Below are 24,180 nucleotides of genomic sequence, written 5' to 3'. Positions count from 1 at the left end.
CTAGCCGGCCGCAAAAGCGATGCAAATTCTGTTTCCGAATTAGCATTTCTAAAATGCAAAGGCGTTGGCTATAGAGGAAGGTGTTGCGGAGGTCCTTTGCGCCTAATCAGCCCGCCGCCAAGGGTGGTCTGACGTAGCGGTGTATTTTGGGCTGACTTCATCCACCGCCGATTTTGCAATAGGCGAGCCGATCAAAGGCGTCGCGAGCACCCCGGGGGCGCATTCCCAGATCCCGGTTTCGACCCCGTCGCTGCATTCGACGGCAGTCATCGATGTCACGGCCACGGGTATTCCCAGGGTACGGCGATCGGCGCCGCCCGCCATGACCTGATGACGCCGCGACCCTGTCCAGGGGCATTTCCCTCGGGCGCCTGGGAACGCCTGAGGACATTGCCTACGCCATGCTGTTCCTGGCCTCGCCACAGGCCGGCTACATCACCGGCCAGACCCTGATAGTGGACGGCGGCGCCCTGCTCCCGGAAAATAGCCAGTTGTAGGCGCTGGCTTGCCAGCGAAGGCGTCCTCAAGGGCGGTGCTTGTCTGAGGCCTCTTCGCCGGCAGCCGGCTCCTACACCGTCTGGGGTGATGGGGATCAGTTGCCGCTGCGGATCTTGTTCCACAAGCGGGTGCGGATACGGTCGATGTCCAGCGGCATGGCTTCCAGGGCAAACAACTTGTCCATCATGGCCGGGCTCGGGTAAACCTTGGTGTCGTTCTTGATCACAGGGTCGACCAGAGCATCGGCTTGCTGGTTGCCATTGGCGTAATGCACGTAGTTGCTGATGTTGGCCATTACGTCCGGGCGCAGCAGGTAGTTCATGAAGGCATACCCGGCCCTCTCATCCGGTGCGTCCACGGGCATGGCCACCATGTCGAACCAGATCGGCGAGCCTTCCTTGGGAATCGAATAGCCGATCTCCACCCCGTTCTTCGCTTCCCTGGCCCGGCTCTCCGCTTGCAGGATGTCCCCGGAGAACCCCACCGCTACGCAGATATTGCCGTTGGCCAGGTCGCTGGTGTACTTCGACGAATGGAAGTAGCTGACATAAGGCCGGACCTTCATCAGCAGCGCCTCGGCTTTCTTGTAGTCCGCCGGGTTCTTGCTGTGGTGTGGCAGCCCCAGGTAATTCAAGGCTGTGGGAATCAGTTCGGGGCCGTTGTCGAGAATCGCCACGCCGCACTTCTGCAGCTTCTGCATGTACTCGGGCTTGAAGATCAGGTCCCAGGAGTCCAGCGGTGCGTCATCCCCCAGCACTTCCTTGATCTTGGCCACGTTGTAGCCAATCCCGGTGCTGCCCCACAGGTACGGAAAACCGTGCTGGTTGCCCGGGTCATTGACCTCCAGCGCTTTGAGCAACGCCGGGTTGAGGTTCTTCCAGTTGGGCAACTGGCTCTTGTCGAGCTTCTTCAACGCCCCGCCCTGGATCTGCCGCGCCATGAAATGGTTGGAGGGGAACACCACGTCGTAACCGGATTTACCGGTCATCAGCTTGCCGTCCAGGGTCTCGTTGCTGTCGTAGACGTCATAGGTGAAACCTGTCCCGGTTTCCTTCTGGAACTGCTTGGTGGTGTCCGGGGCAATGTAGTCCGACCAGTTGTAGATCTTGACCGTGTCGGCGGCCTGGGCCAGAGAAGCGCCCAGGAACAAGGGGCTGAGTAACAGCAAAGTGCAAGTCTTGTGGATCATGAGTCGATACCTGTGGCTGGTTTTGTTATTGGCAGGCAATCAAGGGATCAGAAAATCAAGACGTAGGTCTTGCGCACCGTTTCCTGGATATCCCAGATGCCGGTGCTGTTGGCCGGCAACATCAGTGCATCGCCGGCTTCTATGTGCAGGGGCTCGCCATGATCGGGCGTGAAGGTGCAGCGGCCCTGGATGAAATGACAGAACTCCTGGGCGACGATCTGCCGCCGCCAGCGCCCCGGAGTACATTCCCAGATCCCGGTTTCGACCCCGTCGTTGCGTTCGACGGCAGTCACCGATGTCACGGCCACGGGCGTCCCCAGGGGCACGGCGACCGGCGCCGACTCGTCCAGGGTGACCGTGGCGGTGTGCTTGAATTGCGTGATGCTCATGGCTCTACCTTTGGTTGAAAAAACCGAACGGACATCGTTCGGTGCAAGAAACCCGACTCAGTGCATGAAACCTTCCATGAACCCGGCGACCCGGCTGGCCAGACGCCGTCGCCACGCAGGCGAAGCCGGGTTGGCCAGGGTCTGGTCTTCATGGACAAAGCTGCGAATGATCGCGTTGTAGCCCAGCCAGCGGCAGGGTTCAGGTTCCCAGACCCGCAGGGCGTCGAGGCCGCTTTGCGCCAACACCCAGGGTTGGCGGACCAGCGGGCTGTCGTGCTGGAGAATCAGGTCGGCCAGGGTCCGGCCACCCAGATTGCTGGCACCGACGCCCTCGCCGCCGTAGCCACCGGACAGGGCGATGCCCTTGCGCCGGTCACACAGCATGTGCGGCATGAAGTGCCGGGACATGCCCAGGTTGCCGCCCCAGGAGTGGGTGATGCGCACATTCTTCAATTGCGGGAACAGCTCGCCGAACAGGTAGCGACGCAGCTCGACCTCGTCCCAACTCAGGTCGAAATCGTGGCGCAGCTTGCTGGCGAATTGATATCCACCCCGGGCACCAAACACCAGGCGGTTATCCATGGAGCGCTGACCGTAAGTGACCTGGCGACTGCTTTCGCTGAAGGCCTGGCCCTGGCTCAGACCGATTTCGTCCCAGGTCGATTCCGACAGGGGCTCGGTGGCCACCAGCAGGCTTTGCACCGGCAACTGATAACGACCCAGGGGCGGCAAGGTCACTGAGTACCCCTCCACCGCCGGCACTATCCAACGGCTGCGCACCGCGGCGTGGCGGGTCTGCAGGCTGCCGGCCTGCCAATGGGTCACCGGGCTGTTCTCGTAAATCTTTACCCCCAGGCGCTCCACCGCACGCGCCAGCCCGCGCACCAGCTTGGCCGGCTGGATGGTGGCGCAATGGGGGGCATAGATAGCGCCATAGGCGTTGGCCACCCGCAACTGCTGAGCCAGTTGCTCGGGGTTCAGCCAGCGGTAATCGTCCTGGTTCAGGCCCTGGGCGTAGAGCTTGTCCAGGTACTGACGCAGGCTGGTTTCCTGCTCGGGATAGCGGGCCGCGCAATACAGCACCCCGCCTTTGCGGTAATCGCAGTCGATGCCTTCGCGTTCGATGACGTTGGCCACTTCATCGGGAATGCCATGCAGCAGGTCGAAAGAGGCTCGACGATGCTCCGGCGCCAGCCCTGCCAGCAGGCGGTCTTCTCCCAGCAGATTGCCCATCAGCCAGCCACCGTTGCGGCCTGAGGCACCGAAACCTGCGGTCTGGGCCTCGATCACCGCCACCTTGAGCTGCGGCGCTTGGCGCTTGAGGTAATAGGCCGTCCACAGCCCGGTGTAACCGGCGCCGATGATCGCCACGTCCAGATCCAGGTCTTGCTCAAGGGACGGGCGCGGCAACAGCGGCTCGTCCAACTGGTCCATCCACAAACTGATACTGCGCCACGCTGGCATGCAAGCACTCCGCAATCCGAACTTCGAATGCGGCGATCCTAGTCCCTGTCTTCAGGGGCTGTCTTGCGCGCGTGCACGCAAAGAAATTTGCTTGGCATAAGCCTTGGGCGACTGCCCGGTGTGCTGGCGAAAACAGCTGTAGAACGCCGACAGGGAATTGAACCCGGCCGCAAAGGCCAGTTCGTCGACCCGTAGCGGCGGCGTGGCCTTGTCCAGGGCCGCCAGCACATGCTGCAGGCGCGCCTGGTTCACATAGCGGTAGAAGCTTTGGCCCAGCACCTGATTGAGCAGGTAGGAAATCTGATTGCGGCTGTAGCCGCACTCCCGGGCGACCCGCTGCAGGTCCAGTTGCGGATCGAGGTAAGGCTGCTGGCGCTGGAAGTACTGCTGCAAGTCCTCGGCCATGAAACTCAACTGGCGCGGCGACAGCCCCAGGCGGCTGACCGCCGGGCGCAGGCTGGCTGAAGAGCTGTTCGGCGCCGACTCACGCACCAGGGACGCATATTCATTGACCCGCCAGATCAGACCGTCGCGCACGGTAATCGCTTCACTGGAGCGGAACGACACCAGGCCCTGGCCACCCCGCAGGGTCACCTGATACTGGATAAAGGCCGTGTTGCCATCCAAGCGAATGCGATCACAGTGCTCCAGGGCCTCATCGGGGGCCCGGGGCATGCTCACACGCACGTATTCCCGCAGTTCGGCCAGGCCCAGGGTGCGATTCTGGAAAAAGTCGTTGTACTGGATTTGCGGATGGTAAAGCGCCATCACGCCATCGAGGTCGCGGTGCTTCCAGCACAGGTGATAACGCATCACGGTTTCACCGGTGGCCTGGGTTTGCAGAGGCCCGTCGTCAGGGGCAGTCATAAGGATCTCGAACAGCAAAAAAACGCAGCTTGCCGAACTTCGGCAGAGGCATCAACGACCGTCCTTCAGCCAAGGACCCGGGTTCTCCAGCCCCATTTGGGCGAATACATGACATGCATCAAAAATCTGCGAGTGAACCGCCGGACGGTGGGCAAAAAAACTGCGAGCGGTCACAAGCCGGTGCTATTTTTAAACCCTTGACTGATCGGGCCATTGACGGCCCGATCGTTCCTACCGCGAGCACAAGGAAGCGCTCAATGAATCAAGGTGGGCCACCGATGAACAGAGTCTGGGCCAGTAAAGTCACCTTTCCCAACGCCTGCCAGCTGATGCGCTGGCATTTTCATCCCCTGGGCTTCGAGGCCAGCATGGATGCGCCAGGCAGCATGATCGCCCGGCTCTTCGACCGTGCCAGCGGCGAAACCATGATCGCCATCGCCGGCATTCCCTGTGCCACGGTGATGAGCGCCGCGGATGTCGAACGAATAATCGAGGCGGTGGAAGATGAACTGGAGGCCTTTGCTCCGTCCCTGACACTCAAGGCCTGACGCCAGACCCCATCGACCGAAGCCCGCCTGACCGGCGGGCTTTTTTCGTCTTCACTGCCGCAGGTCGCGGAAATAAGGCTTGTCTCGGGGCACCCGATCCGAAGCCTTGGGCGCATTGCCCGCCGCCTCCTGGCGATCGACGTACCAGTAGCAGTGCTTGGCCGCCCGAGTGATCCCCACATAAGCCAGGCGCAGGATCTCGTCCTTTTGTGCGCTGTCGTAGGGTTCGGCGTCGCCATCCTTGCCCAGGCCGGCCATGCGATACACCTGATTCTTGTAGGGCGAGCTGCTCAGGTGCTGGCAATCCCCCAGCAGGAACACCGCGTCCGCCTGCAAGCCCTTGGCACTGTGATAGGTGAGTTGCTTGAGCCGACGAGCCGCGGGCGGCAAGCTAGAATCAACATTAACTATTGGTGAAATATGCTGCTCAATCAACAACTTATCGCTAGTTTTTCGAAACAGCATCAAGATTGAATCACCCTGCCGATAGTGCTCTGCCAGGCGCTGGGCCAGGCCCTGATCGTCACGATCCAGTACCTGCACCGGCCATAGGTCCTTGGCCTCGCCACTGGCCTTGGCCTTCTTCCCGGCAATCGCCGGGGCTGCGCGAACAATATGCTCCGCCGCATCGATCACATGCTGGTGACTGCGGTAGTTCTCGCTGAGCATGACTCGATTGGTGCCCGGGGACGGAAACTCCTTGTTGAACTCGATAAAGTACTTCGGCGAACTGCCGCGCCAGCCGTAGATCGATTGCCAGTCATCGCCCACGCACAGCAGGGAAGAATGCTGGGCTCCACGCCCCACGTGCAGGGCCGCGCCACGGCTGCGAATCTCCCTGAGACTGGCCTTGATCCAGGAAACGATCTGCGGCGAAACGTCTTGAAACTCGTCGATCATCAGATGCGACATCGGCCTCAGGCAACTGTCGCTGAGCAGCTTGAAGTTTTCCGGGGAGCGCTCGCTGAACAGGGCGAACATCCGGTTGTAGCTCATGATCGGCGGCGACTGATCCAGCAAGTGGTCTTCAAGGGCTCGCCAGAACAGGCTCAAGGCCTCGAAGAAGAACCGGTCCGGATCATCCTGGGCAAAGCTCATGTTGCCGACCGCATCGCCCACATCCAGTCCCAGGTTCTCGATAAAACCGGCGGCAGCAACAAAACAATCCAGCAACGGTGCCGAAGCCAGCTCGCCCTTGACCTTGTAGTCGAAGCCCGGGCCGGCACTGACCTCGGCAGAAAAGGCGCCCAAAGCTCGCTTGGATGATTCGTAACTATCCAACCAAATCAATGGTTTACGACAGAAAGCTTGAAACAGGGTGCGTTTTACCGCCCACTCCGCCCGCACCGTCAGCTTGGCTCCGGGTCGGCTGATCTGCGGGTTCTCCCGCGGGTCGAAGCCCAGTACCACCCAGGCATCCAGCTCAGCGGCATAGCCATGGCAATGGAAGGTCGAGCCGTTGATTTCAAAGCTCTGGCGCTGAGGCTCGATGCCCTTGATCGGCCAGGCCCCGGCCCGAAACCACAGGTCTTCCAGCGTGTCGCAGAGCTCCTCATCACGCTTGGCTGCCAACTCGGTGACCGCCACGCGCTTCTGTACATCGGGGTGATCGCGCTCCAGCTCCTTGAGCTGCAAGGCGTGGCGCAACAAGGGCTTGAGCGCCAGGCGGAAGCGTTCGTCGCTGCGGTACAGCGCCTGGTAGCAGGCATTGAGGTGCTTGCGCTGGGCGTCGTTGATACGCAGGTCGAAGGGGTTGCTGTCCACCTCGTCTTCGGCACCCTGCACCCGCTCACTGAGGTTCTCGAAGGCCTGAAGGCGTTCGAACCCCGGCAGGCTGCGCACCATGGGCAAGATCCGCGAATGGAAGGTGCGCACCAGATCCCGGGCTTCCCGGGGGCTGAGCGCCCGGCCCCACAGGGCAAAGACCTGCACCAGCTTGTTGATGAAATCCTTGCGTGACTCCCGGGTGAAGGTCACTACGGTCATGGAGTCCAGCTCGAATCCCAGGTAGTGATTGAGCAAAAGCAGGCGCAATACCAAAGAAGTCGACTTGCCCGCCCCGGCCCCGGCAATCACTGCAGTGGCAGGCGTGTCGCTGAAAATCATCTTCCATTGGGCAGCGCTGGGCTGGGACTGCGGCGCCAGCAAACGAGCGACATCGGCCTTGAAGCGTTTTTTCAACTCGGCGCTCAGCGGCAGACGCCAGTCGTCGAACAGCCGGTCATCCACCCCTGGCGGCCGGTGCTCGGTGTTGCGACTGTCGCGAATCAGCAGCACCTGACGCCCTTCCTCCAGCCCTTCGAGCCGCCCTTCCTGGTAGCCGTATTCCACTCCTGCCGTGTGCCCGCTGCGAAAGCCGTCGGCCTGACCGTGCAGCCAGGACGCGCGATGCTGAGCCCGCAGACGATTCAGGCCATGGCCGAAAAACCGCGCCGCCAAGCGCTTCAACAGGGGCATCTGAGCCAGGGGCAAAAGATCAGGTGGCAGATCGGGGCTGTGTTGCGACACGCGGACTCCAGGGGATGAGACTGAGCGGTAATGGTCGCCGGATTTTTTCACGGTATCCAGCGAATTGCTTGCGGGTCATTAACTTAAGCGATGAACCGAAGGTTTAACACCAGCTCTGCGACAAAAAAACCATCTAATTTTACGATTGGATTACGGCATTTTTTGCGCTTTTTATCGATCAATAGCTGATAGAAGATGCACGCCATCAACCAACGGTTATCGTTTTTTGGCCCGGGTCCAACGAGCCATTACGAGCCCTTTTGAGGAGACGATCATGCTTGAACTCAGACCTTTCAACTCCCTGGGTGGCGCTCACCACGGCTGGCTGGATGCCCATCACCACTTTTCCTTCGCCGAGTACCATGACCCCAAGCGCATGCACTGGGGCAACCTGCGGGTGTGGAACGATGACGTGATCGCTCCCGGCACTGGCTTCCCCCAGCATCCGCACCGGGACATGGAAATCATCACCTACGTTCGCGAAGGCGCCATCAGCCACCAGGACAACCTGGGCAACAAGGGACGCACCGAAGCCGGTGACGTGCAGGTGATGAGTGCGGGGACCGGGATCGCCCACAGCGAATACAACCTGGAAGCCACGCCGACCAAGATCTTCCAGATCTGGATCATTCCCAACCAGGCCGGCTCCGCGCCGTCTTGGGGCGCCAAGCCTTTTCCCAAGGGGTTGCGCGAAGGGTTCGTGACCCTGGCCAGCGGTAAGGAAGGCGATGAGGAAAGCTTGCGTATTCGCGCCGATGCGCGGCTGGTGGCGGCCAACCTGAAGGCTGGGGAAACCGCCGAGTATCACCTGGACGCAGGGCGTCGGGCTTATCTGGTACCAGCGACCGGGGTGATCGAGATCAACGGCTTGCGTGCCGAAGCTCGAGACGGTGTTGCAATCGAAGATGAGCGGGTGCTGCGGGTGAGCGCCGTGCAAGACAGCGAAATCGTGCTGGTAGACCTGGCTTGAAACGCAGCGGCAATTAAAAAGGGGCGACCATGCTGGTCGCCCCTTTTTTTGCCCGCTAGCCGGCTACACAGATCGTGCAATGAACAACGACCGCAGGCGCTGGCTTGCCAGCGAACGCATCCGCAAGACCTGTGTCCGTCTCAAGGACCTTTTCGCCGGAGAGCCGGCTCCTAACGTGAATCAGTTGCCGCTGATGGCGGTGTCCACCAGGGTCTGGGCTTCCTGCACCAGCTGCTTGAGGTGGTCGTCGCCGATGAAGCTTTCAGCGTAGATCTTGTAGATGTCCTCGGTGCCAGACGGGCGTGCGGCGAACCAGCCGTTCTCTGTCATGACTTTCAGGCCGCCAATGGCCTGATCGTTACCCGGGGCCTGGCTGAGGATCTGCTGGATCGGCTCGCCAGCCAACTGGGTCGAGGTCACTTGCTGCGGGGAGAGCTTGCTGAGCAAGGCTTTCTGCTGCGGATTGGCCTTGGCATCGACCCGCACCGAGAAAGGTTCGCCCAGCTCGTCGCACAGCGCGCGGTAAGCCTGGCTTGGATCACGGCCAGTGCGCGCGGTCATTTCAGCGGCCAGCAGCGACGGGATCAGGCCGTCCTTGTCGGTGCACCAGACGCCGCCGTCCTTGCGCAGGAAAGAGGCACCGGCACTTTCTTCACCACCAAAGCCCAGAGAGCCATCGAACAGGCCATCGGCAAACCACTTGAAGCCCACCGGCACTTCGTACAGGCGACGGCCCAGGCGTGCCGTCACCCGATCGATCAAGCCACTGCTGACCACGGTCTTGCCCACGGCGGCATCGGCCCGCCATTGCGGACGGTTCTGGAACAGATAGTCGATGGACACCGCCAGGTAGTTGTTGGGCGCCAGCAGGCCGCCGCTTGGGGTCACGATGCCGTGACGGTCGTGATCGGGGTCGCAGGCGAAGGCCACGTCAAAGCGTTCTTTCAGGCCGATCAGCCCTTGCATGGCGTAGCTGGAGGATGGGTCCATGCGAATCTGTCCGTCCCAGTCCACCGACATGAAACGGAAGGTGGCGTCCGCCTGCTTGTTCACTACCTCCAGATCAAGGCGGTAGTGCTCGGCGATCGCCGACCAGTAACGCACCCCTGCTCCACCCAGCGGGTCCACGCCCAGGCGCAGCTTGGCGTTGCGGATCGCATCCAGGTCGATGACGTTGATCAGGTCGGCGACATAGGTGTTGAGGTAGTCGTGGCGGTGGGTGGTGTCGGCCTTCAGCGCCTGCTCGTAGCTGATGCGCTTGACCCCGACCAGCTTGGCCGCCAGCAGTTCGTTGGCCTTGGCTTCGATCCACTTGGTGATGTGGGTGTCGGCCGGGCCGCCATTGGTGGGGTTGTACTTGTAGCCGCCGCTTTGTGGCGGGTTGTGGGACGGCGTGATAACGATGCCGTCCGCCAGGCCCGAGGTCCGGCCGCGGTTGTAGCAGAGAATGGCATGGGACACCGCCGGGGTCGGGGTGTACTCGTCACCGGCAGCGATCATCACGGTCACGCCGTTGGCCGCCAGGACTTCCAGGGCACTGGCCCCGGCCGGGGTCGACAGTGCGTGGGTATCGATGCCGACAAACAGCGGCCCGGTGATGCCCTGGGCTTCGCGGTACAGGCAGATGGCCTGGCTGATGGCCAGGACATGCCATTCATTGAAACTCAGATCGAACGAGCTGCCGCGGTGCCCGGAGGTGCCGAAAGCCACGCGCTGGGTGGGCACCGATGCATCGGGCTGACCGGTGTAATACGCCGTAACCAGTCGCGGGATATCGACCAGCAACTCAACGGGTGCCGGCTTGCCCGCAAAAGGACTGAGAGTCATGCAAAACCTCTGAAAAAGGATGGTTCGGGAATGGAGCGCAGTTTACTGGCAGTTTGACCACCGCGCGACGAAATCTATCCCAGAACAACCCCGCCTTTCTCAGCTGACTGAAGCAGGCCTGGCTTACGCAGGAACTGGCTTGCCGGGGAAGACAGCCTCAAGGCTTGCACGAGGTCCAGGCCCCCTTGGCCGACAAGCCGGCGCCGACAGAGATACAGATACAAAAACGCCAGGCTTGGCCTGGCGTTGGGGGAATCAGGCCGGTTCGACCTGCAGTGCGACACGTTCGCGACATGGACATTCGTCCATGTAACGGTGCGCCTCGACAAACTCGCTGAAGGGGAAGACTCGGGTCTTCAAGGGCACCAGCACTCGATCCGCAGTCAGCTGGTTGATGTCGCGCAGCGCACGCTGCAACGCCACCTGATCCTGAATGATCCCCAGCTCCGGCTTGCCGGTGAAGTTGCCGATGCAGTGGACAAAGAACTGGATGTTCTTCTGGAACGCCGCGCAGGCCGGGAATGGAGTCTGGTTACCGCCTTGCAGGCCGTACAACACCAGGCTGCCGCGAGGCGCCAGGACATCACCGAGCATCGACATCTGCGGGCCGCCCAGGCCGTCGAACACCACATCGACCCCGCGATTGTCGGTGAGCTTGTTGATCTGCATCAGCAGGTCCTGCTCTTCGGTGACAATCACCTTCTCGGCGCCGAGGGACAGCAGGTACTCACGCTCTTCAGCGGTCTTGGTCGCGGCAATCACCCGCACACCCAGGGCCTTGCCCAACTGCACAAAAGACGGGCCGGCACAGTGGCTGGCGTCGGTGACCAGGGCGAACTGCCCGGGCTTGACCCGCGCAAGGTCAGCGTAGGCGAAATAGGCAATCAACAGCGGCGTGTAATGCACAGCGGCTTCGATAGGGCTAAGCACATCCGGATAACGGGTCAGGGCCGAGCGTGGCAGGACGATCTGCTCGCCATACACCGGGTAGTCATTGGGACTTTGCGCGGGAAAGCTGGCGACCTTGTCACCAACCGCGAGGTCGTCGACGCCCTCGCCTACCGCCGTGACCACACCGGCCATTTCATGCCCGAGGCCAGACGGCAGACGCGCATGGGACGACGCCAGGTTCTGCCGCCAGAGCACGTCGTACCAACTGATACCGATGGCTTCGACTCGTACCTGCACTTCGCCTGGCGCAGGCAACGAGGCCGCATGCTCTTCGCATTTGAGCACCTCGGCCGGTCCAAACTTGTGAAAACGAATCGTGCGGGACATCGCAAACCTCGTCAAATTAACCTCTAATGCCGCGAACTTTATCCGGGCTTTGAAAGCAAGACTATCAGTGCCTATTAATAGTCGACATGTCTGTCATTGATTCCGTGCCCTTGAAAATCGGGGCGGACAGCGTGCCGGGCCGCAGCCTGAGCACAAACAAACAACATTTAGCCGATGCAGAGTACCAGCCTTTACCCGTAAGATTCACGCCGGCCATTGTTCCGATATGGCCGCTCCCGTCAAGTTCGCTGACTCTGCCAGGACTCCAGATGAATCGTAATGACCTGCGTCGTGTCGACCTGAATCTATTGATTGTGTTCGAGACACTGATGCACGAACGCAGTGTGACTCGCGCCGCCGAGAAGCTGTTTCTCGGTCAGCCAGCCATCAGTGCCGCCCTGTCGCGGCTGCGCAACTTGTTCGACGACCCGCTATTTGTACGCACCGGCCGCAGCATGGAGCCGTCGGCCCGGGCCGTGGAAATCTTCGCCCTGCTCTCACCGGCCCTGGACTCGATCTCCACCGCCGTCAGCCGCGCCGCCGAGTTCGACCCGGCCACCAGCACCACAGTGTTCCGCATTGGCCTGTCCGACGACGCGGAGTTTGCCCTCCTGCCGATGCTGCTCAAACGCCTGCGCGCCGAAGCTCCAGGCATCGTGCTGGTGGTGCGCCGGGCCAACTACCTGTTGATGCCGTCGCTGCTGGCCTCCGGTGAAATCTCCATCGGCGTCAGCTACACCGCCGACCTACCGGCCAACGCCAAACGCAAAGTCCTGCGCCGCAGCCTGCCCAAACTGCTGCGTGCCGACACCGTTCCGGGCGCCCTGAGCCTGGACGACTTCTGCGCCCGCCCCCACGCCCTGGTGTCGTTCGCCGGGGACCTGAGCGGTTTTATCGATGAAGAACTGGAGAAGCTCGGACGCAAGCGCCATGTGGTACTCGCCGTGCCGCAGTTCAACGGCCTGAGCACCCTGCTGGCTGGCACCGACATCCTCGCCACCGTTCCGGACTACACCGCCGAGGCCCTGACCGCCGCCGGCGGCGTACGCGCCGAAGACCCGCCCCTGCCGGTGCGCAGCTTCGAGCTGCACATGGCCTGGCGCGGTTCACAGGACAATGACCCGGGAGAGCGCTGGTTGCGTTCGCGGATTCAGATGTTCTTTGGCGATCCGGATAGCCTTTGAGATCGACCAGTGTCGCCTTCAACATCCACCGATTATTGGATGAGTGCTGCAATCCAGGTCGTGGTGCCAGGGTTGTAGGCGCTGATGAAGAATTGACCCATCTGCCGAAAAATCGCTGACCCAAGCAGCCTTCAAGGCTACGGCCGTCTGTGCGCGGTATCTACCTATCCATGTTGGGGCAGTCTTGATCTCAGCAGGTGGGGCAATTCCGCATCAATGCCAACACTCGGCCCTCATGCAGAGAAGGCGGCGAGCACGTCGCCTCCAGACGCCAGAACCATTCGATCAGTTGCTCGAGACTCATGACCTCGTCTGCGACGCTCAAGAGCAAGCCATTGTCGTGCAGGAAAACGGCACTGACGTGACAGTTCATCGATTCGTCGCATTCATCCTTTGACCAGATTCGCTCGAATTAAAGCGTTACTCCTGCGGAATCGGGAGCCAGCAAGTTCTTTTCATGATTTTCCTCAGAGAACTTGACGACTTTCCCGGCATTGTTTCCGAAGCGTTCAATGGCCACTCCCAACTGCCCAAACCATTCTCTTAAAGAGACGCTGTCGGCAGGCAGTTGTGCCAAACCCTCCTTTTTCAGATGGGCGACAAGGAAATTGTACGGTCGACTCATTTCGAGGCTCTCTCGGTTTTGGCGTTGCTGCGTATCACCGGCACAAGGTCTTATTGCAAACAGGCAGGATTACCATCGTGTCAGCGGAACAAGCTCGGCCCGTACCAGCAAAACACACCCACTACAAGGTGTAGGCAATGCCGACCTGCAGCGTTCGCGGAGCCCCCGGATAGGCGTAAACGTTGCCGAACGCGCCCTCTTCATAATCACGGTCAAACAGGTTTTTCAGGTCCAGATTCAGCCGCACCTTGTCATTGACCTTGTAGAAACCGAGCAAATCGACAACGGTGTAGCTGCCCATCGAAAACCCGGAATTGGCGGTTTGCCCGGCGCGCTCGTCGACGTACTTGAGTCCGCTCCCCAGGCCCAGGCCCTTGAGCATGCCGTCCTGGAACTCGTACATATTCAGCAGGCTGAAGCTGTTTTTCGGGATGTTCAGCAGCCGCGTGCCAGAGCGCAGCACGTTGTCCTTGGTGACTTCGGCATCGACATAGGCGTAGCCGCCGATCACGCGCCATTCGGGCGTCAGGTTGCCGGCAACGTTGACATCGAAACCACGGCTTCGCACTTCACCAGCGGCCACGCTGAAGGTCGAGTCAACAGGGTCGGCGGTCAAGACGTTGCGCTTTTCGATCTGATAGATCGCCGCGTCGACACTCAACTGCTGATCCAGTGCTTCCCACTTGAGACCCATTTCATAAGACTTGCCCTTCTCCGGCGCAAACCCGCCGCCGAGCCGGCTGGCGCCGGTGTTGGGCTTGAACGAGCGAGCGGTATCGGCGTAGAGCGCCAAGGTCTCGGTCAAGTCGTAGCTCACGCCCATGCGCGGTGTGACCGCGTTGTCACTGGCCTGCCAACTCTTGCCGCCGGGTACATAGGTTTCATAGTCATGTTCGAAGCGTTCGAAACGCGCCCCTGCCAGCACTTTCAGTTTGTCGGTCAGGGCCACTTGATCCTGCACGAACGCGGCATAAGTCTTGAGGTTTTCCTGGTCATGAGTCGGCGTGCGGGTCAGGGCCGGACGCGGCTGGCCGTACAGCGGATCGAAGAGGTCGATGGGGTACGCACCGACAGCACCACTGGAGCGTTGAATGATCGACTGATAGTCGTAGTCTTCGTACTCGATACCGGTGAGCAAAGTGTGCTGCAAACCGGCGGTATCGAAATGGCCGGTCAGGTTGAGCTGGGCATCCCGGTCGGTCCATTCCAGCTTGCGATAGTTGAAATTGCGCCCCAAGGTACGGCCGTCAGCAGCAATGCCGTTGGCCTCGACCGCGTTGCCCTTGAGCGAACCATCGAGCCACTGCACACCCCCCCCCAGGGTCCAGTCGTCGTTGAGCAGGTGTTCGAAGCGCAGTTGCGCCATGTTGTTGTCGTTGTGCAGTTTGCCAACGTCTTTTTCACCGAAAAAACTGTCGCGAGATGCGCTGCCAACCTGCTTCGCGTAACGGGTCATGCCTCGATCCAGAGGCGCGTTGTTACGCATGAAATCACCTTCGAACATCAGCCTGGTCGCATCGCTGACCTGCCAGGTGAGCACCGGCGCAATGCCGTAGCGCTCGGTGTCGACATGATCGCGGAAGGTGTCGCCGCCCTCGCCCACCACGTTCAGTCGATAGGCCAGGCGCCCGTCTTCGTCGAGCGGCCCGGAAGCGTCCAACGTGCCGCGCCTCATGCCCTGGTCGTTCAGTTGACTGCCCAGGGTGACCGTGCGCTCGGGCAACGGCTGTTTGGAAACCACGTTGAAAGTACCGCCAGGATCACCCCGGCCATAAAGCATGGTTGCCGGGCCGCGCAGCACTTCAAGACGTTCAATGGTGTTGGCATCCGGCATGTTCGGATAGCCGCGATTGATGGGAAAACCGTTGCGGTAAAACTCGCCGGTGGTGAAGCCACGGACGGTAAAGGTGGTCAGCCCCTGCCCACCAAAATTGTTCGCCCGCCCCACGCCCCCGGCGTAGTCCAGCGCGTCCTGCAAACGCGTGGCTCCAAGATCCTCCACTGCATCCTTGGCGACCACACTGATCGACTGCGGGGTTTCATGGATCGAGGTATCGGTCCGCGTGGCGCTGGCCGAGCGCGTTGCGCGATAACCCTGCACCGGACCATCTGCCCTTTCGTAAGTCGCGGTGCCGATGACATCGGCCGTGCCCAGCTCAAGGGTTGAGGGCTTTACCTGCGCTTGTTCAGCCCATGAGGTAGACGACAACGCTTGCAGCACGCAAATGGAAAGCAGGGTTCGGCGCATGGAGAGAAAAAACCTTTACGAATAGGCCAATACAAGGGGTGAAACCGCCAAAAAACTCCGGCGCATGCTATACAAAACCATTCGCAATTAATACAAATTCCCATTAGCACCCAAGGCCGCTATTCCCCCGCCGTAGCCATCACCGAAGCGCGTCGCGCGAAATCCCCACTGGCATCCATTGACAAGGCCAGGGCAAAAATTCAACATGCCAGTACTTGTTGGACAACCTACAACCAACAACCAACAAGTACCGCTCTGCAAGCGCCAAGGCGTGCGAAGAGCTGTCGAGGAGATGAAATCCATGCCTCACCCCAAATCCGCCACAGCTTGGCCGCCCTCCTGCGCCGCCCCGAGAGAAACGATCCAAGCCCCGAGCTTCGTGCTGCCGCCAGGTGCATGCGACACCCATGCGCATGTGATCTGCGCTGATTTTGAGCGCTATCCCCTGGTACCCGAGCGCAGTTACACCCCGCCTCCCGCACCTGAGGCGCTGTATCTGGACATGTTGCGGGCCACGGGGATGCAGCGCGGGGTTCTGGTGCAGCCGAGCGTCTACGGCATCGATAACCGCTACATGCTCGAGGTGTTGCAACGTCATCACGATCGACTGAGGGGCGTCGCGGTAGTCGATGAACGAATCAGCGATGACGAACTGGCGCACATGCACGCCTTGGGTGTGCGTGGAGTTCGCATCAACGTGCTGTTTCGCGGCGGCGTGAATCTGGACTTGATGGAGCGTCTTGCCAATCGAGTTGCCGACCTTGGCTGGCATCTGCAGTTTTTGATTGATGTCCGGCTGTTAAGCGAGCTGCAGGCACGGATAGCCAGGCTGCCCTGCCCCGTGGTGATCGATCACTTCGGACACTTCCCGGCCCGCCTGGGCGTCAAGGAGCCAGGGTTCGAGTTGCTGCTGAGAAACGTGGCGGAACACGGTTGGTGGGTCAAGTTGTCGGGCGCTTATCGCCTGAGTGAGCGGCATCCGGACTATGCCGATACGGATGCGTTGGCCCATGCCTTGCTGGGCGCCGCCCCCGAACGAATGGTTTGGGGCAGCGACTGGCCCCACGTAGCGCTCGAAAGCACGCCCGACACCGGTTCATTACTGGATCGCTTGTACTCATGGGCGCCCGATGAACGCCAGCGACAGAGCATCCTGGTCGATAACCCCGCCGTTCTGTACGACTTCAAATAACAAAAACAATAACCCAGCGGCACTAAGGTGCTGCACGGAGAACAATAATGAGCTGGTTTAGCGAACTTAATACCGTTGAAAAACGCACCTTCTACTCCGCATTGGGTGGCTGGGCGCTGGACGCCCTGGACTTCATGGTGTTCACCTTCGTCATCGCCTCCTTGATGACCCTCTGGCACATCGATAAGGGATCAGTAGGACTACTGAGCACCGTGACCTTGCTGTTTTCGTCCATTGGCGGATGGGGAGCGGGGATTCTGGCTGACCGCTACGGTCGGGTGCGGCTGCTGCAGATCAGCATTCTGTGGTTCTCGATCTGCACCGTACTGATCGGCTTCGCGCAAAACTTCGAACAACTGTTTGTCCTTCGTGCGCTGCAGGGACTCGGGTTCGGCGGCGAATGGGCGGTGGGCTCGGTGCTGATCGGCGAAATGGTCCGAGCGGAACATCGCGGCAAGGCCGTGGGTATCGTGCAGAGCGGATGGGCCATTGGCTGGGGCGCGGCCGCGCTGCTCTACACAGTGGCCTTCAGCTACCTTCCCGAAGACCTTGCCTGGCGCTCGCTGTTCTGGATCGGCATCGCACCTGCACTCCTGGTGCTCTACATTCGTAAATACGTGCCAGAACCCGAGGTGTTCCTGCAGAGCAAAAAGCACCAGAGCGAAACAGGCAACAGGGTGGCTTTCTGGCACATCTTCTCCCCCTCGCTGCTGCGTACCACCCTGTTGTCCGCGCTGCTGTGCATGGGAGTACAAGGTGGCTACTACGCGATCACCACATGGTTGCCGGCCTATCTGAAGCTGGAGAAGGGCCTGTCAGTCTTCGGCACCGGCAGCTACCTGCTGGTGGTCATCCTGGGGTCATTCTTCGGCTATGTCTGCGGCGCCTACCTGTCTGACCGGCTGGGGCGCCGCGCCAACTTCATCCTCTTCGCCGTCCTGTCGGCCATCAGCGTGATCTGCTACATGCAACTGAACCTGACCAATACCCAGATGCTGATTCTCGGCTTTCCCTTGGGGTTCGCCGCATCCGGTATCTACAGCGGCATGGGGGCCTTTCTGACAGAACTTTATCCTTCGGCAGTGAGGGCCAACGGCCAGGCGTTCTCCTATAACTTCGGGCGCGCGGTGGGCGCACTGTTCCCGGGACTCGTCGGTTTCATCAGTGCCCAATACAGCCTGGGCACCGCGATTGCGATGTTCGCCGGAGGTGCCTACTGCCTGGTCCTGGTGGTGACCTGCTTCCTCCCGGAAACCAGGGGCAAGCAATTGCACTGAACCAGACATCATTTGTTAGAGTAACGCCCGCGTATCGTTCCTTACGCGGGCGTTCTACGTTTCAAGCTTTTGAAACCGACATTCGATGACTGAGAAAAATGACTATAAAAGCAATTGGCCGACGTGATCACTTCTCGGTTGAGATCTTTCGTTATCTGGAAAGTGAAATACGTGAAGGTCGACTCCGTCCCGGTGATCGCATCCCCACCGAAAGCCGTTTAGCCGAAGCCTTCGCCGTTAGCCGAAATGTCGTGCGTGAAGCCGTGGCGCGGCTCAATTCGGCTGGCCTCGTCATCAGTCGCCAAGGGCTTGGGGTGTTTGTTGCCACCGAAGCCAACCAGAGCAGCTTCCGCATCACTCAAGAGGAACTGACCGACAGCACCAAGCTGCGCCAGCTCTACGAACTGCGCCTGGACCTCGAAGTCGCCGCAGCCGCCATGGCCGCCCGACGTCGCTCACTCAATCAGTTGAACAAGATCGCGGCGGCGCTGGACACCCTGCGCGACGGCCTGCAAAACCCTCAGGACATGCTGGAGCACAGCCTGCAGTTCAAGCGGGCCATTGCCGACGCCACAGGCAATGACTACTTTCGCAACTTCATCATCTTTCTCTGCAGCCACGTCTACGAAGCGGCCTTGCTGGAGAACCACCTGGTGCGTTCGAGCGACCTCGGCGAAACCCTGCTGGCCGAACACCAGGCGATCTTTGACGCGATCAAGCTCGGCGACCCCGACCTCGCCAGACGCGCCACCTGGCAACAGATCATCAACTCCGCCGAGCGCAATGGGTTGCGGGGATTGCAAGGCTGGGAAATCACTCGCATGAGTTCGCTGGGCGAAACCTACGCCCCGCAATGCGCAGGCCCGGATCCCGAGCCGCGCAAACTGCAACGCACCTTGCCGGACGGGGCATGCGACTGCCACTTCCACGTCTTTGGTGACGAGCATGGGCAACCGTTCTCCCCTCACCGTTCCTACACGCCGCCCCCCGCTCCCCTGGAGGCCTTTGAGCACGTCCAGAAAACCCTGGGGTTGAGTCGCGCAGTCATCGTCCAACCCAGTGTCTACGGGGCGGACAACAGCACCACCCTGGCGGCGCTGAAGCAAGGGGGCAGCGCATTGCGCGGGGTTGTGGTGATCGATACCGACACCGATAGCCAAACCCTGCAGGCGATGCATCGCCTCGGGGTTCGCGGCGTGCGCGTCAACCTGATCTTTAAAAGTGGCGTCGAGGTATCGGATGTTGCGGCCCTGGCGGAAAAAGTCGCGCCCCTTGGCTGGCACCTTCAGTTGCTGATCGATATCACCGAATTCGCCGACTTGTACGAAACCGTGGCCAGCCTGCCCGTGCCAGTCGTCATCGACCACATGGGGCACATGCCCACCAGTTGCGGGCTGAACCACCCGGGATTCACCGACCTGCTGCGCCTGCTGCAAGAAGGCCGGGTGTGGGTCAAGCTTTCCGGCGCCTATCGCTTTACCGCGTCGAAGGACTTTCCTTACGACGACGTAACGCCCTACGCCCGGGCGTTGATCGAAGCCAATCCGAACCGGCTGCTGTGGGCAAGCGATTGGCCACATCCGTGCATACCGGTGCCGATGCCCAACGACGCCAGCCTGCTGGAGATGCTGTTCGACTGGGTAGAAAACGATGACGCGCTGATCAAGCAGATCCTGGTGGACAACCCGGCCCAGCTCTACGGCTTCTGAAGACGCCCAGCGAGCTGGTCGCACCAGTGCTCAACGAAAACATAAGCACCAGTCCACGCCGATACCCAGCCGCGGCGGTCAAACCGCACCATGCCCGCGCCGCTCAAGCGCCTGAGGTCTGGTCGGCGCCGCGCAGCAACTTCAGCAAGGCCTGGAGCGGGTGCTGGACGGTCTGTCCGTCCTTGCGCTTGACCTGGCTGCGGCACGAGTAGCCGTCCGCCAGCAGGCGCCCGGCCCCATTGAGACGGGCCACCAAGGGGCCCCAGGACTGACGGTAAATGACCTCCGAGGTCCCGGCGTTCTGGGTTTCGTGACCATAGGTTCCGGACATCCCACAGCAGCCGCTGGCTTGCACCTGCAACTTCAGGCCGACTCGGGCGAAGATCGTCTGCCACAGCGCCACGCTGCCAGGCTCGTTGGTTTTCTCGGTGCAGTGCGGCACAAAGTGGTAAGTCTCCTGGTCCGCGCCCAGCGCTGACGGCGCCAGTACCTGCGCCAGCCATTCCTGCGGCAGCAGCACGCTCGGAGCCTGATCCTGCCCCAGGGTCTTGGCGTACTCCTGCCGATAAACCAGGGTCATCGCCGGATCAAGACCCACCAATGGAATCTGATAGCGGTGCAGCTGGCGCAGCGTTCGGCCGTTGTAATGCGCAGCCTTTTCGAAGGCTTTCAAAAAGCCCTGGACCTGCAGCGGCTTGCCATTGGCCGCGAACGGCGCGATGTACACCTCAAACCCCAGCCTGGAAATCAGTTCGATCCAATCGGCCAGCAGCGGTGTTTCGAAGTAACGGGTAAAGGCGTCCTGCACGAGAATCACGCTGCGAGCCCGTTGCGCCTCGTCCATCCCCTCAAGCAGCGCAGGCGACGCCACGCGCACGTTCCACCGCCGGCAAACCTCATCAAAATCCAGCAGGCTCAGCAGCGGGCTGTCGATCATTCCGGCCACCCGCCGCAGAAACGCCCCCACCATCCGCGAGCCGATGATGCCGTTGTACAAACGCGGCACGCGGGCGAAGTGGGGAATGGTGTACTCAAGGGAACCGATGAGGTAATCCTTCAACGGGCGCAGATAGCGACTGTGATACAGCTGCAAAAACCGCGAGCGAAAGTCCGGCACATTGACTTTCACCGGGCACTGCCCCGCACAGGACTTGCAGGCGAGGCACCCGGCCATCGCCTCGTAGACCTCATGGGAAAAGTCTTTCTGGCCCAGCTTCCGTGCAAGCGTATTGACCGCACGCCTGGGCAGGCCGAGCAGCTCGGACCTGGACGAGAGAGCCACTTCCAGCACATCGACACCTTGCTGGCCCTGCAAGCGCAGCCACTCACGCACCAGCGACGCGCGCCCCTTGGGCGAGTGCAGTCTATTGCGGGTGCCTTTCCAGGACGGACACATGGCGTCATCGGGGTCGAAGTTGTAGCAGGCGCCGTTGCCATTGCAATGCACCGCGGCGTCGTAGTGCGACCAGACCCGCTCATCGATGGTGCGATCAAGCTCGCCCCGCAACCGGACCTCGTCCACCCGGGTCAACCGGGCGCCGGGCAGCGTCTTGGGCGTGGCGATCTTGCCCGGGTTGAGTTGGTTGTTCGGGTCAAAAGCCGCCTTGAGTTCCTGCAGGGCCGGATAGAGTTCGCCGAAGTAGTCGGGCACGTATTGCGACCGCAACCCTTTACCGTGCTCGCCCCAGAGCAAGCCGCCGTGCTTGTGCGTGAGCTCGGCGACGGCGTCGGAAATGGGCCGGATCAGGGCCGCCTGAGCGGGGTCTTTCATGTCCAGGATCGGCCGCACATGCAGGACCCCGGCGTCCACGTGACCGAACATGCCATATTCCAGGCCATGGCCATCAAGCAACTCGCGGAACTGCGCAATGAAATCAGCCAGGTGCTCGGGAGGAACGGCGGTATCTTCCACGAACGGCTGGGGCCGGGCGGAGCCTTTGACGTTGCCCAGCAGCCCCACGGCCCGCTTGCGCATCGCGTAGACCCGCTGCACTGCCTGGGCGCCGACGGCCAGGGTGTGCCCCAATCGCACCACGCGGGTGTCACGCTGCAGGTGCAGGACAAATTCATCCACGCGTTGCAGCAAGACCGCCTCGTCGTCGCCGCTGAATTCAACCAGGTTGATGCCCAGGGTCGCCACATCGGGGTCTTGGGGAAAGTATTCGGCGACGCCGTGCCAGACGATGTCGTTCATCGCCAGCCCGAGGACCTTGGAGTCCACCGTCTCGATGGACAGCGGCTTGAGCTGCATCAACGCCTTGGCGTCGCGCAGTGCGTCCATGAAGCCGGCATACCGCACATTGACCAGGATCGAATACTGGGGAATGGGCAGCACATTCAGCGTGGCTTCCACAATGAAACCCAGCGAGCCTTCGGAGCCGCACAGGACACTGTTCAGATTGAGTCGCTCGTTGGGCTCCTGCAGATGCGCCAGGTCGTACCCCGTCAGGCAACGGTTCAGCTTGGGAAAGGTGTGTTCGATCAGCTCGGCATATTGCTCCACGATCTGCGATGCACAGCGATGGATCGCGCCAACCTTGTCTTCGCGACGGGCCTGTGCCTGCCACTGGTCAGGGTCCAGGGGCACACTGTCGAGCCGCTCGCCACCAATGAGAATGGTCGACAGCGCCAGGACATGATCACGGGTCTTGCCATAGGTGCAGCTTCCCTGGCCACTTGCATCGGTGTTGATCATGCCGCCGATGGTGGCCCGGTTTGACGTCGACAGCTCGGGCGCAAAAAACAGTCCATGGGGTTTCAACGCCGCGTTGAGCTGGTCTTTGACCACGCCGCTTTGCACCCGCACCCGGCGCTCCTCGACGTTGATCTCAAGGATGCCGTTCATGTGGCGCGACAAGTCGACCACGATCCCGCTGGTCAACGATTGGCCATTGGTGCCGGTTCCTCCGCCCCGCGGCGTGAGTACCACCGAGCTGAATGGCGCCAGCGCCACGAGGCGGGCCAACAGCTGAACATCTTGCACATTGCGCGGAAACACCGCGGCTTGCGGCAGGCGCTGATAGATCGAGTTGTCGGTCGCCAGCACGGTCCTGAGCCCATGATCGCGAGCGATTTCTCCCTGGAAACCCTCCTGTTCCAGGCGAGCCAGGAACAACTCACAGGCTGGGTTTTTGACTTCATGGGGAGACAACCGGGCAATCATGCTGGAATTCCTACTGGCGATACCGCTAATCTGAGCATTCTCGTTATGTATGCTTACCCCTCGACAGCTGCTGCATGGCAAGGGGCGCACCCACGATTTTGTGGGGCCAAGACGTTTCACACAAACGTAAAACCTGCAGCTTTTGCATGAGCTTTATGAATGAACCCACGCCGACTGACCCCTTCAATGTCCTTGCTGGTCGCTTTCGAGGCCGCCGCCCGCCATTGCAGCTTCACCAAAGCTGCGGACGAACTGGCCCTGACCCAAAGCGCGGTCAGCCGGCAAGTGCAGGCCCTGGAATCGCAGCTGGAGATCTCGCTGTTCAAGCGCGAGGGCAGAAAAATCGAACTCACCGCCGCCGGCGCTCTGTACCAGCATGAACTCAGCGCCGCATTGGGGCGCATTCGCAGCGCCACCCTGCAGACCATTGCCTTCAAGGAAGAAGATGGCCCGTTGAACCTGGCGGTGCTTCCGACGTTCGGCTCAAAATGGCTGCTGCCGAAAATGCATGAGTTCTATGCCCGTCATCCCAGGAACCTGGTGCATATCCATTCAAGGATCATTCACGCCGACAACCCCTCCAGCGTGGGCGACATGCAGGCCATCATCTGTGCGGGAAAAGGGGACTGGCCGGGCTACGTGTCGCACCTGCTGCTGCAAGAAAAACTGATCGTCATCGCCAGCCCCAAGGCCCTGGCAGGCAACCCCGAGCTATCGCTGGACGAGCTCCCCCATCATTTGCTGCTGAACGTGGTGTCTCGCCCCAACGGCTGGTCTGATTGGTTCGACTTCAACAACCTGGATCACCAGAAAATGCGCACGGGCCCCAGCTTCGAGCTCACCGCCCACCTGATCCAGGCGGTGGCCGCAGGCATAGGTATCGGGCTGGTTCCCGATATCCTGGTGCAGGAGGAAATCGAGTCTGGAGCCGTGGTCAAGCTGTTCGGCCCCATGGACAGCGGTCGCAACTATTACCTGACCTGCGCCGCGCGCTACCAGCACTTTCCGGCGTTCAAGACATTCAGCGCCTGGTTGCTGTCCCTCCCCTCCTGAAGCGCCCGCTGCAAGCATCATCCTGCTGCGGGCTCGGCAGCAGAAATGGCCTAGCGCTCCGTTCAACACATCACCAGCGCATGACCATCGACAGCAGCGAACGCAAATCCCGGCGCTGACCGCTCCCGAACCAATGCCGACATTCATAGCGCTGACAGCTCTGCCATTGGCGGGGCAAAGCTGTTCAGCGC

The 24,180-nt window shown here is 61.0% G+C and carries 17 protein-coding genes and 2 pseudogenes; 8 read left to right on the top strand and 11 right to left on the bottom strand.

The genetic code is table 11. The annotated features are described in order from the left end of the window. Positions 1–210: 210 nt before the first annotated feature. Positions 211–297, bottom strand: a pseudogene (locus tag J5M73_RS05935) (cupin); the annotation flags it as partial. Between the two features lie 30 nt (positions 298–327). Between J5M73_RS05935 and J5M73_RS05930 the strand changes: the two are divergent. Continuing rightward, positions 328–497, top strand: a pseudogene (locus tag J5M73_RS05930) (SDR family oxidoreductase); the annotation flags it as partial. Between the two features lie 95 nt (positions 498–592). On the opposite strand, the gene J5M73_RS05925 reads toward J5M73_RS05930, so the two are convergent. Genes J5M73_RS05925 through J5M73_RS05910 form a run of 4 tightly spaced genes read right to left on the bottom strand, consistent with a single transcriptional unit; the run spans position 593 to position 4,407 of the window. Then, on the bottom strand, positions 593–1,687 hold the full coding sequence (locus J5M73_RS05925) for a polyamine ABC transporter substrate-binding protein (RefSeq protein WP_102865157.1): 1,095 nt from the start codon (positions 1,685–1,687) through the stop codon (positions 593–595). Between the two features lie 47 nt (positions 1,688–1,734). Continuing rightward, positions 1,735–2,076 (bottom strand): cupin domain-containing protein, encoded by a 342-nt coding sequence (locus J5M73_RS05920; RefSeq protein WP_102865158.1) that lies wholly within the window; start codon positions 2,074–2,076, stop codon positions 1,735–1,737. Between the two features lie 57 nt (positions 2,077–2,133). Further along, positions 2,134–3,540 (bottom strand): FAD-dependent oxidoreductase, encoded by a 1,407-nt coding sequence (locus tag J5M73_RS05915; RefSeq protein WP_207815100.1) that lies wholly within the window; start codon positions 3,538–3,540, stop codon positions 2,134–2,136. Between the two features lie 51 nt (positions 3,541–3,591). Next, positions 3,592–4,407 (bottom strand): helix-turn-helix domain-containing protein, encoded by an 816-nt coding sequence (locus tag J5M73_RS05910; protein ID WP_102865160.1) that lies wholly within the window; start codon positions 4,405–4,407, stop codon positions 3,592–3,594. Between the two features lie 278 nt (positions 4,408–4,685). Between J5M73_RS05910 and J5M73_RS05905 the strand changes: the two genes are divergently transcribed. Beyond that, positions 4,686–4,955: a DUF1652 domain-containing protein gene (locus J5M73_RS05905; RefSeq protein ID WP_102865161.1), complete on the top strand. Its 270-nt coding sequence runs from the start codon at positions 4,686–4,688 to the stop codon at positions 4,953–4,955. A gap of 51 nt (positions 4,956–5,006) precedes the next feature. Here J5M73_RS05905 and J5M73_RS05900 read toward each other — a convergent pair whose 3' ends face one another. Further along, positions 5,007–7,463 (bottom strand): UvrD-helicase domain-containing protein, encoded by a 2,457-nt coding sequence (locus J5M73_RS05900; protein WP_102865162.1) that lies wholly within the window; start codon positions 7,461–7,463, stop codon positions 5,007–5,009. A 274-nt stretch (positions 7,464–7,737) separates the two neighbouring features. Here J5M73_RS05900 and J5M73_RS05895 point away from each other — a divergent pair, with 274 nt between their 5' ends. After that, on the top strand, positions 7,738–8,433 hold the full coding sequence (locus tag J5M73_RS05895; protein ID WP_102865163.1) for a pirin family protein: 696 nt from the start codon (positions 7,738–7,740) through the stop codon (positions 8,431–8,433). 180 nt (positions 8,434–8,613) lie between these two features. On the opposite strand, the gene pgm is transcribed toward J5M73_RS05895, so the two are convergent. Both pgm and J5M73_RS05885 read right to left on the bottom strand, forming a co-directional pair. Then, positions 8,614–10,260, bottom strand: coding sequence for a phosphoglucomutase (alpha-D-glucose-1,6-bisphosphate-dependent) (pgm, locus tag J5M73_RS05890; RefSeq protein WP_102865164.1), 1,647 nt, complete (start codon positions 10,258–10,260; stop codon positions 8,614–8,616). Between the two features lie 255 nt (positions 10,261–10,515). Further along, positions 10,516–11,538, bottom strand: coding sequence for a zinc-dependent alcohol dehydrogenase family protein (locus J5M73_RS05885; RefSeq protein ID WP_102865165.1), 1,023 nt, complete (start codon positions 11,536–11,538; stop codon positions 10,516–10,518). Between the two features lie 269 nt (positions 11,539–11,807). Between J5M73_RS05885 and J5M73_RS05880 the strand changes: the two genes are divergently transcribed. Continuing rightward, on the top strand, positions 11,808–12,722 hold the full coding sequence (locus tag J5M73_RS05880) for a LysR family transcriptional regulator (RefSeq protein ID WP_102865166.1): 915 nt from the start codon (positions 11,808–11,810) through the stop codon (positions 12,720–12,722). A gap of 412 nt (positions 12,723–13,134) precedes the next feature. On the opposite strand, the gene J5M73_RS05875 is transcribed toward J5M73_RS05880, so the two are convergent. Further along, positions 13,135–13,347, bottom strand: coding sequence for a hypothetical protein (locus tag J5M73_RS05875; protein ID WP_115582385.1), 213 nt, complete (start codon positions 13,345–13,347; stop codon positions 13,135–13,137). 121 nt (positions 13,348–13,468) lie between these two features. Beyond that, positions 13,469–15,595, bottom strand: a complete 2,127-nt coding sequence (locus J5M73_RS05870; RefSeq protein WP_102865168.1) for a TonB-dependent siderophore receptor — start codon at positions 15,593–15,595, stop codon at positions 13,469–13,471. Between the two features lie 301 nt (positions 15,596–15,896). Here J5M73_RS05870 and J5M73_RS05865 point away from each other — a divergent pair, with 301 nt between their 5' ends. The 3 genes from J5M73_RS05865 to J5M73_RS05855 all read left to right on the top strand — a co-directional run bounded on the left by J5M73_RS05865 (position 15,897) and on the right by J5M73_RS05855 (position 19,773). After that, entirely contained in the window at positions 15,897–16,787 is an 891-nt protein-coding gene (locus J5M73_RS05865; RefSeq protein WP_207815099.1) for an amidohydrolase family protein, read from the top strand. Between the two features lie 47 nt (positions 16,788–16,834). Then, positions 16,835–18,064, top strand: a complete 1,230-nt coding sequence (locus J5M73_RS05860) for an MFS transporter (protein WP_047304692.1) — start codon at positions 16,835–16,837, stop codon at positions 18,062–18,064. Between the two features lie 98 nt (positions 18,065–18,162). Continuing rightward, entirely contained in the window at positions 18,163–19,773 is a 1,611-nt protein-coding gene (locus J5M73_RS05855) for an amidohydrolase family protein (RefSeq protein WP_102865170.1), read from the top strand. A 103-nt stretch (positions 19,774–19,876) separates the two neighbouring features. Here the strand turns inward: J5M73_RS05855 and J5M73_RS05850 are convergent, their stop codons facing one another. Beyond that, positions 19,877–22,936, bottom strand: a complete 3,060-nt coding sequence (locus J5M73_RS05850) for an FAD-binding and (Fe-S)-binding domain-containing protein (RefSeq protein ID WP_207815097.1) — start codon at positions 22,934–22,936, stop codon at positions 19,877–19,879. A 159-nt stretch (positions 22,937–23,095) separates the two neighbouring features. On the opposite strand from J5M73_RS05850, the gene J5M73_RS05845 reads away from it, so the two are divergent. After that, on the top strand, positions 23,096–23,989 hold the full coding sequence (locus tag J5M73_RS05845) for a LysR substrate-binding domain-containing protein (RefSeq protein ID WP_102865172.1): 894 nt from the start codon (positions 23,096–23,098) through the stop codon (positions 23,987–23,989). Positions 23,990–24,180 lie beyond the last annotated feature (191 nt).

Source organism: Pseudomonas sp. 50_B (assembly GCF_017491625.1).
Classification (GTDB): domain Bacteria; phylum Pseudomonadota; class Gammaproteobacteria; order Pseudomonadales; family Pseudomonadaceae; genus Aquipseudomonas; species Aquipseudomonas danubii.
Note: the sequence above shows the minus strand (reverse complement) of the source record. Positions and strands in the feature narration are given on the sequence as shown.